General features: G+C 64.8%; 16 protein-coding genes. 6 read left to right on the plus strand and 10 right to left on the minus strand.

Features of this window, described 5'->3' with window-relative positions; translation table 11 throughout:
• Positions 1-17 precede the first annotated feature (17 nt).
• From ACFVTG_RS15535 to ACFVTG_RS15555, 5 genes are all read right to left on the minus strand, one after another.
• The gene (locus ACFVTG_RS15535) at positions 18-911 is read right to left on the minus strand and encodes a carbohydrate ABC transporter permease (protein ID WP_390281750.1); all 894 of its coding nucleotides are present in this window, start codon (positions 909-911) and stop codon (positions 18-20) included.
• Positions 911-1,891, minus strand: a complete 981-nt coding sequence (locus tag ACFVTG_RS15540) for a carbohydrate ABC transporter permease (RefSeq protein ID WP_390281752.1) — start codon at positions 1,889-1,891, stop codon at positions 911-913. The genes ACFVTG_RS15535 and ACFVTG_RS15540 overlap by 1 nt, the downstream gene beginning before the upstream one ends.
• 11 nt (positions 1,892-1,902) lie before the next feature.
• Positions 1,903-3,213, minus strand: a complete 1,311-nt coding sequence (locus tag ACFVTG_RS15545) for an extracellular solute-binding protein (protein ID WP_284753086.1) — start codon at positions 3,211-3,213, stop codon at positions 1,903-1,905.
• 135 nt (positions 3,214-3,348) lie between these two features.
• On the minus strand, positions 3,349-4,149 hold the full coding sequence (locus tag ACFVTG_RS15550) for a hypothetical protein (protein ID WP_390281755.1): 801 nt from the start codon (positions 4,147-4,149) through the stop codon (positions 3,349-3,351).
• Positions 4,146-5,258, minus strand: a complete 1,113-nt coding sequence (locus tag ACFVTG_RS15555) for a Gfo/Idh/MocA family protein (RefSeq protein ID WP_390281758.1) — start codon at positions 5,256-5,258, stop codon at positions 4,146-4,148. The genes ACFVTG_RS15550 and ACFVTG_RS15555 overlap by 4 nt, the downstream gene beginning before the upstream one ends.
• A 177-nt stretch (positions 5,259-5,435) precedes the next feature.
• Between ACFVTG_RS15555 and ACFVTG_RS15560 the strand changes: the two genes are divergently transcribed.
• The gene (locus ACFVTG_RS15560) at positions 5,436-6,656 is read left to right on the plus strand and encodes an ROK family protein (RefSeq protein WP_390281760.1); all 1,221 of its coding nucleotides are present in this window, start codon (positions 5,436-5,438) and stop codon (positions 6,654-6,656) included.
• Positions 6,657-6,739: 83 nt separating this feature from the next.
• Positions 6,740-7,936 carry a CynX/NimT family MFS transporter gene (locus tag ACFVTG_RS15565; protein ID WP_390281763.1) on the plus strand — a complete coding sequence of 399 codons (1,197 nt, stop codon included), beginning with the start codon at positions 6,740-6,742 and terminating at the stop codon, positions 7,934-7,936.
• A 199-nt stretch (positions 7,937-8,135) separates the two neighbouring features.
• Here the strand turns inward: ACFVTG_RS15565 and aceB are convergent, their stop codons facing one another.
• Positions 8,136-9,788 (minus strand): malate synthase A, encoded by a 1,653-nt coding sequence (gene aceB / locus ACFVTG_RS15570; RefSeq protein WP_390281765.1) that lies wholly within the window; start codon positions 9,786-9,788, stop codon positions 8,136-8,138.
• A gap of 429 nt (positions 9,789-10,217) precedes the next feature.
• Positions 10,218-11,537: an isocitrate lyase gene (gene aceA / locus ACFVTG_RS15575; protein WP_390281768.1), complete on the minus strand. Its 1,320-nt coding sequence runs from the start codon at positions 11,535-11,537 to the stop codon at positions 10,218-10,220.
• 155 nt (positions 11,538-11,692) lie between these two features.
• Here aceA and ACFVTG_RS15580 point away from each other — a divergent pair, with 155 nt between their 5' ends.
• Positions 11,693-13,204, plus strand: a complete 1,512-nt coding sequence (locus ACFVTG_RS15580) for an XRE family transcriptional regulator (RefSeq protein WP_284753093.1) — start codon at positions 11,693-11,695, stop codon at positions 13,202-13,204.
• A 22-nt stretch (positions 13,205-13,226) separates the two neighbouring features.
• On the opposite strand, the gene ACFVTG_RS15585 is transcribed toward ACFVTG_RS15580, so the two are convergent.
• The 3 genes from ACFVTG_RS15585 to ACFVTG_RS15595 are packed head-to-tail and all read right to left on the minus strand — an operon-like array spanning position 13,227 to position 14,763.
• Entirely contained in the window at positions 13,227-13,817 is a 591-nt protein-coding gene (locus ACFVTG_RS15585; RefSeq protein ID WP_390281771.1) for a dihydrofolate reductase family protein, read from the minus strand.
• Between the two features lie 18 nt (positions 13,818-13,835).
• On the minus strand, positions 13,836-14,369 hold the full coding sequence (locus ACFVTG_RS15590; protein ID WP_284753095.1) for a DUF6036 family nucleotidyltransferase: 534 nt from the start codon (positions 14,367-14,369) through the stop codon (positions 13,836-13,838).
• Positions 14,370-14,400: 31 nt separating this feature from the next.
• Entirely contained in the window at positions 14,401-14,763 is a 363-nt protein-coding gene (locus tag ACFVTG_RS15595; protein WP_390281774.1) for an iron chaperone, read from the minus strand.
• Positions 14,764-15,128: 365 nt separating this feature from the next.
• Here ACFVTG_RS15595 and ACFVTG_RS15600 point away from each other — a divergent pair, with 365 nt between their 5' ends.
• The 3 genes from ACFVTG_RS15600 to ACFVTG_RS15610 all read left to right on the plus strand — a co-directional run bounded on the left by ACFVTG_RS15600 (position 15,129) and on the right by ACFVTG_RS15610 (position 18,178).
• Positions 15,129-15,830: a queuosine precursor transporter gene (locus ACFVTG_RS15600; RefSeq protein ID WP_078106703.1), complete on the plus strand. Its 702-nt coding sequence runs from the start codon at positions 15,129-15,131 to the stop codon at positions 15,828-15,830.
• Positions 15,831-15,983: 153 nt separating this feature from the next.
• Complete coding sequence (locus ACFVTG_RS15605) at positions 15,984-16,670, plus strand: ATP-binding cassette domain-containing protein (protein ID WP_390281778.1); 687 nt, start codon at positions 15,984-15,986, stop codon at positions 16,668-16,670.
• A 2-nt stretch (positions 16,671-16,672) separates the two neighbouring features.
• A complete protein-coding gene (locus tag ACFVTG_RS15610; RefSeq protein WP_390281820.1) occupies positions 16,673-18,178 on the plus strand; it encodes a DUF6297 family protein in 1,506 nt (501 codons plus the stop codon).
• Positions 18,179-18,200 lie beyond the last annotated feature (22 nt).

Here is an 18,200-nt window from a genome sequence, read left to right on the forward strand (position 1 = left end):
GCGTGAAAAAGGTTCGATTATCGGCCGGCGAGGGATCCGCCGATGCCGCCGACGCTGAAGTACTTGTTCAGCGTGGCGAAAACGATGATGGGCGGGAGCATCATGACGACGGCGAGTGCCATGACGCCGGACCAATCGGTGAGGTTTTGCTGGAAGAAGGACTGCACGCCCACGGGCAGGGTAAAGATTTCGTTGGAGCGCAGGAACACGATCGCTACGAGGTAGTCGTTCCAAGCCAGGAGGAAGGCGAAGATCGCCGTGGACAGGATGCCGGGCAGGGAATTGCGCAGCACCACCTTCGTGAACGATCCGAACACGGAGCAGCCGTCGATCCAGGAGGCTTCCTCGAGGCTGACCGGGATGGAATCGAAGTAGGCCGCCATCATCCAGGTGGCCACGGTCATGGTGGACCCAACGTAGATGATGATCAGGCCGAGCAGGTTGTCCACGAGTCCCATGCCTGCGAAGAGGATGAACAGCGGGACCACGGAGGTGATGATCGGCAGGGACTGCATGACGAACAGCAGCAGGGAGTAGCCGGAGACGGCTTTGGAGCGGCCGCGCGAGAGGACGTAGCCGGCGGGTGCGGCGACGGCGACAGAGACGATCACCGTGGAAAGCGTAGTGACGAGGCTGTTGGTCAGCCAAGTGCCGGCGAGGGTCTTGGAGAAGACGCCCGTGATGTTTTCCAGGGTCAGGCCGGTGGCGGTGCTGTTCGGGCCCGGTGTGAGGGCCAGGACCACCGTGACCATGATCGGGACGAGGACGATCGCGGTGACGGCAAGGATCAGGACGAACCGCCACCAGCGTCCGCGCAGTCCGGCTTCGGAGAGGGCGCGGCGGGTTTTCTCGGGTCCCGCGACGCCGAGCGCGGGTCCGGATTCGGGGTGGGCGTGGAGTACTGCGCTCATTATTCGACGCTCGACTTTCGGATCTGGCGGTACAGGAAGACCGACACGACGACGAGGGTGAGGGTCATGAGGAAGGCGATGGCGACGCCGGGACCGGTCTGGAAGTCCTGGAAGACGCTGCGGTAGGCCAGGACAACGAGTGAGGTGGTGGCGTCGACGGGGCCGCCGCCGGTGAGCAGGTAGATGGTGGGGAAGTCGTTGACGCAGAAGATCGTCATCAGGATCCAGCTGATGTAGGTGGAGCGGGCGATCATCGGCAAGGTGATCTGGGTGAACTGTTGCCACTTGCTGGCGCCGTCCATGCTGGCCGCTTCGTAGACGGTGGTGTCCACGGAGGCCAGGGCGGCGGAGATCATCATCATCATGAAGGGGAAGCTGACCCAGACCTTGAAAACCATGACCATGACGGCGGCGAGGTGCGGGTCGGCGAGGAACAGCGGCGTGCCCAGTCCGAGGTTGCGGAAGATGGAGGGGATGAGGCTGTCCGGGGTGGCGACGAGCCAATTCCAGGCGGTGGAGGACACCACGATCGGCACCACCCAGGGCAGGAGGAGCAGGACCTTGAAGGTGCCGCCCGCCGGGATCTTGGTGCGCAGGAGCAGGGCCAGGCCAAGGCCCACCAGCCAGGATCCGAAGACACCGACGATCGTGAACCACAGCGTGAACTGTGCGGCTTTCCAGAAGGCGGGCGAAGACAGTACGGTGGCGAAGTTGTCGACGCCGACAAAGTTCCCGGTGTCGATCAGGGAGCCGTCGTGCGTTGCCTGGACGCCGGCGTAGATCAGCGGGTAGCCGTTGATCAGGACGAGCAGGACGATGGACGGCAGCAGGAGCCAGAAAAAGGTCCGTTTGGTCTGGCCCGACAGTTTGCTCTTGCGGTTCAGGCCGCCGCTGCGGTGTTGTGACCCGCCACCCGGGCCGCCGGGGGCGAGGCCCCGGCGGGCCCGGGCCAGGCCCGATTGTGCGGTGGTTGATGACATGGCAGGCCGCTTTACTTCTTGAGGACTGACTGGAGACCGGTCTGGAAGGCCGTGAGTGCCGACTTGGCGTCGGTCTTGCCTGTGAGGATGGTCTGGGTGAACTGGTTGAGTGCCTGGCCGCCGTCAAGGACAGCGAGGTTGGCGTTGAGGGACGTTCCCTGCGCGGCGAAGGTCTTCGCGATGGGCTGGTATTCCTTGACGATCTTGACGTTGTTGGGATCGCTGGCAAACTCGGGAAGTTCGGTGATGGACTTGAAGACCGGGAGCGCGTTCATGAGCTTCTGCTGCCACAGGGATTTGAGCTGTCCCATGTAGTAGGTCAGGAATGCCTCGGAAGCATCCTGGGAAGGGGTGTTCTTGTACATCATGATGTTGTTCGGGAACACCAGTGTGGCCTTGTCGCCGTGCGGACCGGCCATCGGGCTGGCCACCAGGAGATCCCCGGAGGTGTCGCCTACGCGCTGCGGGACGCCGAGCACGTACATTCCGAAAGCGGCCTTCTTGTTCTTCCACTGCGCGTCGAGGTTGTCCGAGGTGTAGCTGACGGCCGCAGGGTCGATGATGCCGTTGGAGACCAGTTCGAGCAGGAACTCGGTGGCTTCCACGTTGCGGTCGTTCATGACGTCCAGCTGGCCGTCCTTGGTGAAGACGCCACCGCCGTTGTTGATCATCATCATGATCATCAAGTGGTTGCCGATGTTGTTGCCGGCTCCGGAGCCTGTCGCGAACCCGACGGCACCGATGCCCTTGAGCTTCTTGCCGGCCTCGAGCAGGCTGGGCCAGTCGGTCGGAACCGCTACACCGGCCTGGTCGAATAGGGACTTGCGGTACCACAGGGGGCGCATGTCCAGCTGCCACGGGACAGCAACGTAGCCCTTGTCCGACTTGAACGGCTCCAACACGCCGGGCAGGAAGTCGTCGAACTGGCCGTTCTTCTTGAGCGCATCGATGACTTTGTCCGCGTAGGCGATCTGGCCCTGCTGCTCGAACTGGAACGCCTGGAAGCCACCACCGGTGGACACCGCCGGACCGGTCTTGGACGCAATGGCCGAGGAGAACGTCTGGTAGAAGTTGTTCCACTGGATGATCTGGTAGCTGGCCTTGCTGTTGGCCCCCGAGAAGCCCTCGGTGATCTTCTTCGCGGCGTCGTTATAGGCCGGGGTGGCCCACGGCATGTCCCAGAACTTGATCGCGCCGCCAGCGGAGCTCGAGCTGGAGCCGCCACCGCAAGCTGCGAGCAGGGGGACAGCCGCTGCTGCCGCCGTGAGGCCGAGGAAACCCCTGCGGGAGAAATTGCGGCTGGCTTCGGACTGAACATTCATGATGATTCCTTTCGGGACCGCTGCGTGGTCTTCGCGTTTGATGCGGTCCGGCTCGTCGTCGAGAAGGCTAATGATTGCTTTGATGCTCTGTTTTGCTCGATTGTGCTGGTTGCGTGTTTAAGAAGAGGTGCAGGTTCAGGAGAGGTGCGCGATGGATTCCGTCAGCCGCGCAAAGCCAACCAGATCGGAGGGGAGGGTACCGGCGTCGAGGTGTTCCTTGAGCCGGCGCCAGGTGGTGCGGTGGGCGGATTCGTAAACCGTTGGCAGGAGGATTTCCCCTTGGGGCCCGGTGGCGCGGACTTCTGCCGGCCAGGCGGCAAGCGGTTCCGGGACCGCAATGCTGACAGCGCCGTCGTCGGTATAGAGGCGGAAGTCGACGCCGGCGGGCCGGGAGTTGCTCAGCACGCCTTGGAGCGAAACCGGAGCTCCGTTGGCGAGGCGGGCGGAAACCGTGTAGCCGTGCGTTCCGCGGTGCAGGACGCGAAGCGCGTCCAGTTGCCCGGTGACGCGCACGACGGCGGCGAGGTGCTCGGTGAGCAGCCGTTCCGGATCCGCGCCTGCCGCGGCCGTCGCGACCGTGTCTAGCATGGCGGCGCGGCCGGCTACCGTGCGGACGGCGTCTTCGGCTCCAGCGAGACCTGGGTTGGATGCCCAGCGCTGGTCCAGGACCACCGCGACGCCGCGTGCTTCGGCGGCGTTGAGCAGGGCGGCCGTGTTTTCCGGGACCGGGTTGACGACGACTATGCCCGACGCTCCGCCGTCGATCGCCTTGATCGCCTCGGCGGTCCAGCCCGCGGCGCCGTCGAGGGCGGAGATCCGTGCGGCCTCCCCGGCCGCTACCGGACCGTAGCTCGCCGGAAGCGAAGCAACCGCGAGTGCCACGGAGCCGCTCTCTTCCGCCTGCGGGGTGGCAGTGACCGTGTAACGGGTGCTCATGAGTGGGCTCCTGCATGGCTGTTCGCGTGCTCCGCCGCGGCGACATCCACTGTGGCGTCGGCAATGGCTATCGCGAAGGTGAGGTCATTGATGAGGCTTTCGGCTGACGGCGGTTGCTTGGTTCCGAGGGCCAGTTGGGCGAGTTCGCGCCATTCGCCCTCGTAGCCGTTGTGCTCGAACGGTCCGTAGGTGGTGCTTGTGCCGCCGCGGGTGATGGTTGCGACGGCGGAACCCGCCTGTACATAGGAAGGAGTGAAGTCCACGCGAAGGGCTGCGTCGTCCGAGATCGCTTCGAAGACCCATTCCGGCTTCCAGGTTTTGTTCATGGCTGCCCTGAGTTCGATGATCCGGTCACCTGCCCCCTGTTTTCCGGAACGAAGGGAGATCACGTAACCGAAGGGGCGCACGTGGCGTGCCTGCAGCACCTCGAGGTCTTCGAAATCCGGCGTGAAGCGGCGGACGAGGGGAAGGTCGTGGATGGCGAGTCCCATGATGCCGCCGCGGAGGGCGTTCTTGATGACCTCGATGTCGCTGTAGTCAGGGGTGCCGCCTGCGGGCCGGGTGATGATTTCGGTGGCGAAGTCTTCGAAACGGGCATTGGGCGGGAGAACGATGGAAGAACGGATGGTGTGGACGTTCTCAGGGAGATCGCCCCAATTGCCTTCCGCTGCGAGCCAGCCTGGATCGAAGGTGTGCATGGCGCCCACGATGATCGGCACGCCCGTTTCCTCGCTGACCGCCGAAATCCGGGCCGCCTCCTCACCGCTCATGGCGAAGGGCTTTTCGCAGAGGACGGCCTTCTTTCCCGCGCGGCACGCGGCGATGACTTGGTCCGCGTGGAACTGGTGGGGGCTGCAGATCGCGACGATGTCGACGTCGGGATCGCCCAGGAGCGCGTCCATGCTGGTGCTGTGGTTGGCGCCGACGCGTGCTGCGACCGATTCGGCGACCACTGCGTCGACGTCCATGATGTGGCGGACTTCCAGGATGTTCCGGAGCCGGGCCAGGGAAGGAAGGTGGATTGCTTGGGTGACCGGGCCGGCGCCAAGAATGCCGACGCCGAGGGGCTGTGGTGATCCTAACGATGTTGCCTGTGAGTGGCTGGACAAGATCAGTTACCTCTTCGTAAACGGAGTCTCTGAGTTTCAGCACGGCCTGGTGGGCTGCGTGACCCTTCTCACAAACAACCTACGACGACTTTTGTCGATGAGCAAGCAAAAGTTGAAAATCATTCGACAATCTTTTTGCTGCGTGACAGCCATAAGCAATCGTGCTATCACTGATGCATGACTTCAGCACCCGAAAAAGCCCCGGGCAAGGACGGTTCCGTACAGGACGCCGGGAGCCTTTCGCGTGCAGGAGATCTGTTTCAGCTTCTTCGCGACGGCCAGGCACGAACCCGCGCCGAACTCGCCATCACCACCGGACTGGCCCGTTCCACCGTCGCCTCGCGCATCGACGCCCTCATGAACTCCGGACTCGTGGGCCCCGCCGGTGAGGCGAGTTCCAGCGGCGGCAGGCCGCCGTCGCGCTTCGCCTTCAACCCCGCCGCCCGCGTTGTCTTGGCGGTCGACGTCGGAGCGACGCACGTGATCGTCGCGGTCACCGATCTCGGCGGAACAGTCTTGGCCGAGCACCGCCTCGCGCAGGAAGTCGCCGACGGTCCCGAGATCGTGCTTGGCAGGGTTGTGTCGGAAGGACGGGAGCTCCTCACCGAAGCCGGCCGCAGCCTTGACGACCTTGCCGGGATCGGCATCGGGCTGCCCGGCCCGGTGGAACACGACACCGGCAGGCCGATCAAGCCGCCGATCATGCCCGGCTGGGACGGATTCGACGTGGTTCGTTACATGCAGCGTTCGCTGCCGGTTCCCGTCCTGGTGGACAACGACGTCAACATCATGGCCTTGGGCGAACGCACAGCGTATTGGCCGGACCACGACAATTTGCTCTTCATCAAAATCGCCACGGGCATCGGCGCGGGCATCATCAGCAGCGGCGAGCTGCAGCGCGGCGCAAACGGCACCGCCGGGGACCTCGGCCACGTCCGGGTTCCCCGCGGCGACGACGTCCTCTGCCGCTGCGGGAACTACGGTTGCCTTGAGGCACTCGCCTCGGGACCCGCCGTCGCCCGCCAACTGCACGCCCAAGGGCTCGCGGCCAGCAACGGCGGCGACGTGCTGCGGCTCGTGGCCGAGGGAAACCTCCAAGCAATCCAGGCACTCCGGCAGGCCGGACGCGACGTCGGCGATGTCCTGGCGACGGTGGTCAATCTGCTTAACCCCTCCATGATCGTGATCGGCGGCAGCGTGGGGGAGGCGGGCGAGCACCTCGTGGCCGGCATCCGCGAAGTCGTCTACCGGCGCTCCCTTCCATTGGCCACCTCGCACCTGCGAATCGGCATCTCGATGGCGGGAGACCAGGCCGCGATCCTCGGTGCGAGCCAGATGGTCACCCAGCACGTTTTGTCTCCGGCAGTGATTGAGGCCACGCTCCAAGCAACCGGCTGACGGGCGACTTATGCCGTTCCGCTGCGGCACGCCGTGATAGCAATGAAGGTGATGCCTACTTTCCCCGCCCTTCAGTGCGCCCCATGACCGGCCAATTGCTCGCCAAGGTCCCTCGAGGCTGGCTGATCCTCGCGTGCATCGGCCTCATCGCCCTCAACATGCGAGGACCCTTCGTCGCGGTTGCGCCGGTGGTGGATTCCCTGAAACGGGATCTTGGATTCTCGCCCGTGGAACTCGGGCTGCTGACGGGCATTCCAGTGCTCTGCTTCTCGCTCGCCGCCCCGCTCGCCTCAATGGCCGGACGCAGGTTCGGCGCCGAATTCGCGGTGATGCTCACGCTTGCGGGTGTGCTGGCCGGCGTCGTGATCCGCTCCAGCGGCGGCGGCATTCCGGTCATGGTGGGTACCGTCCTTATCGGCCTCGCCATCACTATCGGCAACATCGCCGTGCCGCTCATCATCCGCCGCGACTTCGCCCCGCGACGCCAGGCAACCGCTATGGGTGTGTACACGGCGGCGCTGAACATCGGGTCCTTCCTGACCTCGGTGGCCACGGCCCCGCTCGCGGAACTCGTGGGCTGGCGCCTTGCCCTCGCGGCGAGTGCCCTCCTGGCGCTGGCGGCCATCCTGTTCTGGATCCCAGCCGTCGGTGCCCACAGCGCGTTCATTCCGGCTGCGGTGCCGGCCGCCGATGGTTCGCGGGCCGGCAAGGCCTCCGGCGTTGGCTGGCTGACCGTTGGACTGACGCTCGGTTTCGCCGGCCAGGCATTCTCGTACTACGGCGTGACCGCGTGGCTTCCGAGCTTCCTGGCCGACGAACTGGGCATGGGCACCGCACAAGCCGGCGCGGGATCGTCGCTCTTCCAGATTCTCGCGATTGTCGGTGGCCTCGGCGTCCCGCTGCTCGCCCGTTTCGCCAGTACGACGGCGGTGGCGGCCACCTTGGGTGCCTTGTGGCTCACAGTGCCGTTGGGCTTGTTGCTGGCCCCGGGCTGGTGGTGGCTGTGGTCATCCCTCGGCGGAGTCGCGCAGGGTGGCGGCATCACGGTCATCTTCATCGCCATCATCAAGTTCGCCCGCGACCAAGCCTCGGCAGGGAAGATGTCCGCCGTCGTGCAAGGGGTCGGTTACTGCTTCGCGGCCTTGGCTCCAACCGTCATCGGCTACGTGCACAGCGTCTCCGGCAGCTGGACCGTGCCGCTCCTGGTAATCGTTGGCTCGGTCGCCGCGTTCTGCGTCTGTACCACCCTCTCGGTGCGCTGGGTGGCCCGGCAACGCTAACCCCGCGCGAACGTCGTCGTCCCTTAACCCCGCGCGAACTGGCAGCAGATGACCGTTCCCAAGCGTTTTGGGGTCATCTGCTGCCAGTTCGCGCGTGTTGATGAAGGGGTTCCGTCGCTGGGCTGCCCTCCCCGACCATCGGGGTCACTTGTTGCGAAGAGTGCAGACAGCCCAGCGGCGGGAGCTTTTATCTACGGATTCAGGCGGCGACGAGTTCTTCCTTGGTCGCTTCCTCGCGGGCTTCGGTGAGGTAGCGGGCGTAGGCCGGGATGGTCAGGAAGGTGGGGAACTCCTCGGCCAGGGTGACTTCTTCGAAGATGCTGCGGGCGTCGTTGAAGCGGTCGTCGTCGAAGCGTTCGAGGCGTGCGAACTCTTCGTCCAGGAGGTCGTTGATCCACTCGCGGGTGATGACTTCACCGGTGTCGGTGATGGCGTGGGAGTAGATCCATTGCCACAGCTGTGAACGGGAGATCTCCGCCGTTGCCGCGTCTTCCATGAGGTTGTGGATGGCCACGGCACCGTTGCCGCGCAGCCAGGACTCGATGTAGCGGATGCCCACCTCGATGTTGTTCCGGATGCCGGTTTCGGTGATGGTGCCCGTGGTGGAGGCGACGTCGATCAGGGCACGGTCGTCGGGGGTGACGTCCTCGCGTGAACGGTCCAGTTGGTTCGGACGGTCCCCGAGTACGCCGTCGAACACTTCCCGGCACACCGGGACCAGGTCCGGGTGTGCGACCCAGGATCCGTCGAATCCGTCGCCGGCTTCGCGGGTTTTGTCCGCGCGGACCTTTTCGAACGCTGCCGTGTTGGCGGCCTCGTCCTTGCGGTTGGGAACGGCTGCGGCCATGCCGCCGATCGCCATGGCGCCGCGGCGGTGGCAGGCCCGGACCAGCTGCTCGGTGTAGGAGCGCATGAACGGCTGGGTCATGGAGACCTGGGCGCGGTCCGGCAGCACGAAGCGGGGGCCGCGGGTGCGGAAGTTCTTGATGACGGAGAAGATGTAGTCCCAGCGGCCGGCGTTTAGGCCCGAGGCGTGATCGCGCAGCTCGTACAGGATTTCCTCCATTTCGAACGCCGCGGTGATGGTCTCGATCAGCACCGTGGCGCGGATGGTGCCCTGCGGGATGCCGAGCAGGTCCTGGGCCTGGATGAAGATGTCGTTCCAGAGGCGGGCCTCGAGGTGGTTCTCGATCTTGGGCAGGTAGAAGTACGGGCCCTTGCCCTGTGCCAGCAGGCGGCGGGCGTTGTGGAAGAAGAACAGGCCGAAGTCGACCACGCCACCGGCAACGGGCTTCCCGTCGATGAGCATGTGTTTCTCCGGCAGGTGCCAGCCGCGGGGCCGGACCACGATGGTCGGCAGTTCCTCGGCGGCACGGAGCTTGTACTCCTTGCCCTCGGGCGACGTGAAGTCGATCCGGCGTTCCAGGGCATCCGTGAGGTTCAACTGGCCCTGGATGACGTTGCGCCAGGTGGGGGTGGAGGAGTCTTCCATGTCGGCCAGCCACACCTTGGCGCCGGAGTTCAGCGCGTTGATGGTCATCTTCCGGTCAACCGGCCCGGTGATCTCCACACGTCGGTCCTCCAGGCCCGGCGCCGGGGGAGCGACCCGCCAGTTCGGATCATTCCGGATTTCCGCCGTCTCCGGGAGGAACCGCGGGTCCTGGCCGCTCGCGATCTGGCCGCGGCGGGCGTGCCGGGCCTGCATCAGCTCCTGGCGACGCTCCGCCGTAGCCCGGTGCAGGGTTGCCACGAACTCAATGGCATCCGGAGTAAGGACCTCGTTCTGCCGGTGAATGGGCTGGGCGGTCAGCGTGATGCCGTTGATCGTGTAATTGTCGGTGAAGCTATTCATTTCAATCTCTCCTCAGAGAAGCAATGTTCGACGGCGGGCTGTTGGTTTGGCTGGGTTCGGGGCCGGGTTGCGTGCCGACCAAGGCAATCCTCCGCGTGCTATTCCCCATCCCCGCCCGAGGAGGCCTCGCAAAGCTCGGCCGGGGCGGGGACAGGGCCCCTTTTACGCACGCTTCCGGATCACCTTCTCCGGCTGCCGGTAAGGCGCCTTACGCTCAAGGCCGGAGGGCCGGTATTGCGGCAGCCTGCGTAAAGGGGCCCTGTCCCCGTCCTCGGCCGAGCTTTGCGAGGCCATAGGACGGGGATGGGGAATAGCACGCGGAGGATTGCCTTCGCCGGCCGCACCGCTGGGGCAGCGGCCCGCCGTCGGGATGGGCCCACTGCCGCCGGGTTCCCTCGCGAGCTTGCGAGCGGAGGGAGCGGCTGGGGATTAGTGGAACTGGCCTTCTTCGGTGGATCCCACCAGGGCCAGGGTGGATGCGTTCGGGTTGAGCGCAGTTGCGATGTCGTCGAAGTAGCCGGTGCCGACTTCGCGCTGGTGCTTGGTTGCGGTGTAGCCGCGGGACTCGGAGGCGAATTCCTTTTCCTGGAGTTCGACGTAGGCGCTCATGCCTTCGCGGGCGTAGCCGTGGGCAAGGTCGAACATCGAGTAGTTCAGGGCGTGGAAGCCGGCCAGGGTGATGAACTGGAACGTGAAGCCCATCGCGCCGAGTTCACGCTGGAACTTCGCGATGGTGGCGTCGTCCAGGTGCTTGCGCCAGTTGAACGACGGGGAGCAGTTGTAGGAGAGCATCTGGTCCGGGAACTCGGACTTGACGGACTCGGCGAACTTGCGGGCCAGCTCGAGGTCCGGGGTGCCCGTTTCCATCCAGATGAGGTCAGAATAGGGGGCGTAGGCCTTGGCGCGGGCGATGCAGGGCTCGATGCCGTTGCGGACCTTGTAGAAGCCCTCAGCGGTCCGTTCACCGGTGATGAATTCCTGGTCGCGCTCGTCCACGTCGGAGGTGATCAGGGTGGCTGCCTCGGCGTCGGTACGGGCGATGATCACCGACGGGGTGCCCGCGACGTCGGCCGCGAGGCGGGCGGCGTTAAGGGTCCGGACGTGCTGCTGGGTGGGGATGAGCACCTTGCCGCCGAGGTGGCCGCACTTCTTCTCGGACGCCAGCTGGTCTTCCCAGTGCACGCCCGCGGCGCCGGCCTGGATCATGGATTTCATGAGTTCGTAGGCGTTCAGCGGGCCGCCGAAACCGGCTTCGGCGTCGGCGACGATCGGGACCAGCCAGTCTTCGACGGTCTGGATGCCTTCGGAGAATTCGATCTGGTCGGCGCGGAGCAGGGCGTTGTTGATGCGGCGGACCACGGTGGGGACCGAGTTCGCCGGGTAGAGCGACTGGTCCGGGTAGGTGTGGCCGGAGTTGTTGGCGTCGGCGGCGACTTGCCAGCCGGAAAGGTAGATGGCCCGCAGCCCGGCCTTGACCTGCTGCACGGCCTGGTTGCCGGTCAGCGCGCCGAGGGCGTTGGTGTAACCGCCGGTCTTAGCCTCTTCCGTGAGTTGCTTCCACAGCTTCTCGGAGCCGCGCCTGGCCAGGGTGTGCTCTTCGGAGACGCGGCCGCGAAGGCGGACGACGTCGGTGGCCGAGTAATCGCGGGTGACGCCTTCCCAACGCGGGTTGGCAGCCCATTCGAGCTCCAGTGCGGCGGCCTGCTGCTGAGCGGAGGTGGGCTGCCCTGGTTCAAATGCTGCGGTCATTGTTCTGTCTCCTTTGACGCTACTGTGGCGTGTTGCTGTGTATGTCGCCCCGGCCGACCTTCGCTGCGCCATTGCAGTTCAGATCGACCGGGACTTCGTGGTTATTACTTTTCAGCACTTTCAAGAGGCTTTCTAGATAAAAACCATGGAAAGAAATGCACTTCTTCGCGTATCCTCAAGAAATGTCACCTGTGAGCTGGAACCGCGAAGTACCGCCGCCGTCGTCGTCCGCTTCCACCGCCGAACTGGACGTCATCAGCCTGGGCCGCCGCGTGCGGTATCTGCGCAAGCAGGCCGGACTGACCCTCGACGACGTGAGTGCCGCCGTCGGGACCGCCCCCAGCCAGTTGAGCCTCATCGAGAACGGCAAGCGCGAGCCCAAACTGGGGCTGCTGAAGCAGCTCGCGGCGGCACTGAATGTCGGCATCGACCAGCTGCTCGGCGCGGAACCGCCCAGCCGCCGCGCGGCCTTGGAAATCGAGCTCGAACGGTACCAGCGCGGGCCCCTGTACGAGTCGCTGAACCTGCCTAAAATCCGCGTCAGCTCGCGGCTTCCGCTCGATGTTCTCGAGTCGCAAGTGGGCCTCCTGCAGGAGCTTGAACGCAAGCTCAACGAGCAGGTCGCGACGCCGGAAGAGGCTCGCCGCGCGAACGGCGAACTGCGTGCCATGATGCGCGAGCGCGGCAACTATTTTCCGGAGTACGAGGCCGAGGCGCAGAAGGTCCTCAAAGGGGTTGGATACACTACCGGTCCCTTGAGCCAGCACGTCATTGCGGACATCGCGGACCACCTCGGATTCACGCTCCACCACGTGGGCGACCTGCCCCATTCCACCCGTTCAGTGACCGATCTAAAGAATCACCGAATTTATCTCACGCAGAGCCAGCGGCAGGACCATGATCCCCGTTCGGTGCTCCTGCAGGCCCTGGGCCACTACGTCCTGGGCCACGAGACGCCCAAGAACTACGGCGACTTCCTGGCGCAGCGGGTCGCGACGAACTACTTCGCCGCGGCTCTCCTCCTGCCCGAGAACGCAACCCTGGAGTTCCTCCAAAAGGCGAAAGCCGCCAAGGAGATCGCGGTCGAAGACATCCGGGACGCCTTCGCCGTCTCCTACGAAACCGCGGCACACCGCTTCACCAACCTCGCGACGAAGCACCTGGGCATCACCACGCACTTCCAGAAGACCCACCAGAGCGGCATCATCTACAAGGCCTACGAGAACGACGGCGTGGCCTTCCCCCAGGACCATACCGGCGCCATTGAGGGCCAACCGGCGTGCAAGGCATGGACCTCGCGTGCCGTGTTCGACGTTCCGGACAAGTTCAGCGCCTACAGCCAGTACACCGACACCGTCTCCGGCACCTATTGGTGCACGGCGCGCACCGAACGCTCGGCCGCAGGCGAGTTCTCGCTCAGCATCGGCGTGCCGTACCAGCACGTGAAGTGGTTCCGCGGGAGGGAGACGACGGCGCGGGCTACTTCGACGTGCCCGGACCCGAACTGCTGCAAGCGCCCGCCGGCGTCGTTGGCTAATTCCTGGGCAGGCAACGCCTGGCCGTCCGCCCGCGCCCACTCGCACCTCCTGGCTGCCATGCCGCCGGGTGCGTTCCCCGGCGTCGACGAGACCGAGGTGTACGCGTTCCTGGAGGCGCACTCGGGGTAGTTTTGTGGCGGCGTGACGCGGACTACTTGAGGACCGGATAGCTCAAGTGCGTGACCCCCACGCCCTCGACGACGGTCGGGTTACCCAAGGTGAGCGGCGCGTTCCCAACGCGATCGAACATCCGGATACCGGATCCGAGCAGCAGTGGAACCAAGTCGACGCGGATCTCGTCAAGCAGGCCGGCGTCGAGGCACTGCCGAATGGTGTCTGGCCCGTGCATGCCGACGATCTTGTCGCCAGCCGCGGCCTTTGCCTTGGCGACGGCGCTTTCCAGTCCGTCGGTGACGAAATGCACCGCGGAGTCGGAACGGGGCCACCCCTCGGGCATCTGGTGCGTCACCACGAATGCAGGTACGCCGAACGGGTGCTGCCCGCCCCAGGCCTCGGCGCGGTCCGAGGTGCGCCGCCCGGTGAGCATCGCCCCCACCTCGCCCATCAAAGCCCGTAGGTGTTCCGCGCTCGCTGCCGAGACGTGGAATGTGAAGCCCGGATTGTGGGTCGGGACGTCGACGTCACCTGCGAAGTACCAGTCGAAGACCTCCTCGACGCCGTCCTCAAGATCGGCCACGTAGCCATCGAGGGACATCGACATGAGTGCGACTACCTTGGTCATTTACCTTGCTCCTTCAGCTCAGACGGACATGGCCCAGGACAAAGCCGCATCGCGGCGAGGCTCGGATGGGTCTATCAGCCTGATTCTGTCGACGAGCCGGACACGGTCGATGAGGGACGTTTCGATGAGCGCCAGAACGAACGCATGATCCTTGGGCCGCGCTGCGATGAGCTTGGCCGCGCACAGATCGTAGGGATCCAGGCAAAGCCCGGTGCTGTTCCGGGTCGCCTCGTTGCGCACGCCAACGAGCCGGTACTCCCAGTCGGCCGGTAGCACCGCAGTCTCCCTCTCGACAGCCTGGACGTAGAACCCGAACTCCTTGTGGAAAGGCGACCACTCACCGAGCGCGGAATCGATGCTGTCCGCAAGCGTCCCGGCGTCGTCATCGGAAAACGGGGCAATGTCGACGGCATCGGACATGGTGATGGCCCCAGGTAGTTGGTCCTCCGTGAAGGATCCCAGAATTGACTGGCTACCGATCACGATCACCCGGTCGCCGTGGATGATATCCGTAGCGGCCCGGATGGCGTGCTCGAGCTCATCGCGGCGCATGGCTGTACCGTACCCCTGCTCAGGTCGATTGTCAGTACCCCCGCTGCCGCTCGCGCTCAGCCAGCAGCGTCGCCACCTTTTCGATGAGCTCGTACGGAATAGGCTTCCCCAGAGGGAATTTCAACGTCCCCTTGGCCGACCGGAAAAGGGCGATTTCGCGCTCGAAGTCCTCGCCGCCGTCGGGCACTGGATAGACGGAGACGTGGTGCTTCCACGCCGCGAAATACACCACGTAGTGCCCGTCGAGCGTGATGGTGGGGATACCGTAACTGATCCGGTCCGCGGCTCCGGGCACTGCTGCCAGGGCCCGCCGTCGGATCTCGTGAAGGATGGTTTGCACGTCGCCGGGCTGCGCCGCGATGTAGTCGTCCACCGTGTCAAAGTGCTCTGCCATGCGCTTCCTTCGCTCCGCTCCGTGCCCCGCCGTTCAGCGGGTCTTGGACCCAGCTTGCCCCAGCGCGCATCGCCCCTGCCAGAGGGCATCGAAGCGAGGTTCGGGCCGACTCCGACCCTCGCTCACATATGTCGGGTTTTGGCCGGACGCTCGCTCACATATATGGGGTTTTGGCCGGACGCTCGCTCACTTGATCTGATGGAACGTTATGGACGGTGGCGAGTTTGCCCGACCATTCGCGATTCCTCGATGCGAGAATGGGGGAGGCACCGCGGTTTTGCAGGCGGGTCCACCACCAGTGCTAATACAGCGGGGCGCCGTGCTAACTCCGGCCGCCTGCGCGAACCACTACGAACGGACAAGCGATGACGTCAGCATCAGAATCCCAGACCCTGAGTAAACCCGCGCCTCGTTTCGCGTCAATTGGCTCTCCATACTTTGGCATCATGCTGGCATGCATGGCTGTCGTCCTGATCCTGTCCAACATTGGCGCTGCCAAAGGCGTCGTCTTCGGTCCGATCATCACCGATGGCGGATTCTTCCTCTTTCCGCTTGCCTACATTCTTGGCGATGTGATGAGCGAGATTTATGGATTCAAGGTTGCCCGTAAAGCAATCATCACCTCGTTCGCACTGTCAGCATTCGCGTCGCTCTGCTACTGGATCATCATCGCGCTCCCCGGTTTCAATGACGATTACGGCAATGCCAAGCAGGCTGCCATCGAAGGCGCACTGGGACCGGTTCCCCAGATCGTCCTTGCTTCACTTCTCGCGTTCCTGGCCGGCCAAACGATCAACTCCTTGATCCTGGTCAAGATGAAGGCCCGTTCGGGTGAGAGAACCCTCTGGGCCCGGCTCATGGGTTCATCCGGGGTGGGCGAATTCGTGGACACGCTCATCTTCTGCAGCATCGCGGCCTCGGTCATTGGCATTACGGACTTCGGAAGCTTCGTCAATTACGTGCTGGTTGGCTTCGTGTACAAGGTCGGTGTCCAATACATCCTCGTGCCCGTGACGTCCTTGGTCATTGGCTGGATCAAGAAGCGCGAGCCTAGCTACTGGGCCTGAGCAGGTAATCCGGGAGGCGGGCCGCATATGTGAGCGCGCGTCGGGTCGGGAGGGCATTTATGTGAGCGAGCGTCGGGCCGGGATGCGGTATATGTGAGCGAGCGTCGTCCGTCGGCTCAGGGGAACCGCAGGGAAGTCCGGTAGTTTCAGAGGATGAAGCTGGGAAAAGCCGTGCTGACGGCCGAGAATCTTGTTGCAGGCTATGGCGAGCATGCAGTGTGCGGACCGCTCGACGTCGAGGTTTTCCCCGGGCAGGTGCTCGGGATGGTGGGCGAAAACGGTGCCGGCAAGTCCACACTGCTGCGCACGATGATTGGCGCGCAGGCCGCCATAGAGGGCGATGCGCACGTGCTTGGCTTGATGCCGGACGACCGCTCGGCCCTCTTTCGCAGCAAGGTCTCGGTGCTGCTGGATGAGGATGCCTACTTCGATTCACTCACCGTCCGCGAGCACCTTTCCTTGGTGGCCCGTGGGCATGGCCTCGCCAACCCCGATGCGGCTGTGGAGGAAGAGATTGGCTTTTTCGAGCTTCAAACCGTGGCCGATGCATTTCCCGATCAGCTTTCCTCGGGACAGCGCCGGAAGCTCCTCCTGGCCTCTGCATTCATCCGCCCCTTCGAGCTGCTGGTCCTCGACGAACCGGAGCAGCGGCTCGATACCCGCATGCGCGGCCTCCTTGCGCAGCGGATCGCGAAGACTGCCAAGAAGAGTGCCGCCGTCGTCATGGTCACGCACGATGCGGATGTCGCCCAAGCGGCGTGTACCCGGGCGGTAATAGTCGACGACGGCGGTGCGCGCGTGGTAAGTACGGACGAGGCTGTGGCGAGGATTCGCCGGTGAGCATGTCCACTGCTGCCGTAGCGCAGCCGGAGTTCGTGGACTTCGACCCCGAGAGTGCCACGCGAAAGGTCATCCGCCCGCGCGGCCAGTCCTTGCTTTCCAGGCTCAACGAACTGTACATCCAGTTCCTGACGTTCGGCGTCGGCCTGATCTACGCGACAGGCCTCCTCAACGGGCTCACTGCCGCAGCAGCGCATGGCTTCGGCGGCCACCTGATTTCGGCCAGTTACGGCGTCGTCCCTGTTGAGTACGGTCTGCTTGTTGGGTTCGGGCTCTTGGCTCTCGCGGCCTATTGGGTGGCGGGCAGGCTCGGGCCACTGGCCATCACGGCGAATCAGCGGCAGTGGTGGTACTCACTGGCTATCGACCGCGAGCCGCTTCTAGCCCGAGGATTGCGCCGCGCAGTCTGGGCTGCCGCCGTCGTCGGAGCCCTCACCACCATTCCGATAGCAGTCATCAGCGGCTCGACCGCAATGGTGTTTGCCGGGCGCGTCTTGGCAGGGGCGCTGACCGGTACGGCTATTCTCGCGTTGGCCGCGTTCGCCCAGACGCGTTCACGGGCATCGGCCGGGCAAGGCAGACCGATGAACTGGCTGCTGGCGATCGCCTCGGCGGCCCTCGGCGCGATGCTGTTCGGGACACTGCAGGGGAACTGGATCTTCGCGGTCGCCCCTGCTGTCGCTTTGGTTGCCGCGGCGCTCGGCATGCGCAACAAGCTGTCCAGCGTCCGCACGACTTCGCTGCTCAAGGCCGGGTCCGCGAGGGGACATGTCCAGGCTGCGCTGACGCTGATGGACACAGGGGAGCTCAGCGCCTCGCTGTCCAGCGGCGGAAAACGCAGCCGGGTCAAGCTCCCGGGGACGCCCAGCACCGCCGCGGGCGCGCTCTTCCATGCGGAGGCAACCGTGCTCGCCCGGCAGCCCGGGCGGCTGTGGCGCTGGGGCCTGGGTCTCGCCGTCGTTCCCTTGACTGGGCTGGTCCGGACGTTCGATTCGCCCGTCATCCTGCTTCCGGTGCTGCTTGCCGCTGCGATATTCTCCTCCACTGCGGCGGCCGGGCCGCTTTGGCAATTGCGCATGGCCCCGAGTCTCGACGCCCTCCTTCCGATTTCCAGGACAGCTTCGCGCTGGGTCCACGTCGCACTTCCGGTGGTGCTGATGGGGTTATGGACGACGGCGGCTGCCGGATTCTTCGTGCTGGCAGGCGGATTCCGGGTGGAACTCCTCGTCCTGGGTGCGGCGGCGGGAGGCGGTTTGGGCGCGGGGATGCTTCGACGCGCATTCCGCCAGCAGGAAGACCTGACCAAGCTGGTGTACCTCATGCAGCTTGGTCGGAGTGGACCCGCCATGCTCGGAACCAGGATCCGGGGCTACGTGCTGTGCCTCTTCGCCCTGGTGCCCTTGGCCTTGGGCATGCTCTTCAACGCCCCGGAAGTCCTGGTGACGCCCGCCGTCGTGCTCAACGTGGTGCTCCTGGTGATCGGCGTGACGACCGCGGACCGTCCCTGAGGCGCCCCTTGGCGCGAGCTCG

Source organism: Arthrobacter sp. NPDC058127 (assembly GCF_042884555.1).
Lineage (GTDB): Bacteria > Actinomycetota > Actinomycetes > Actinomycetales > Micrococcaceae > Arthrobacter.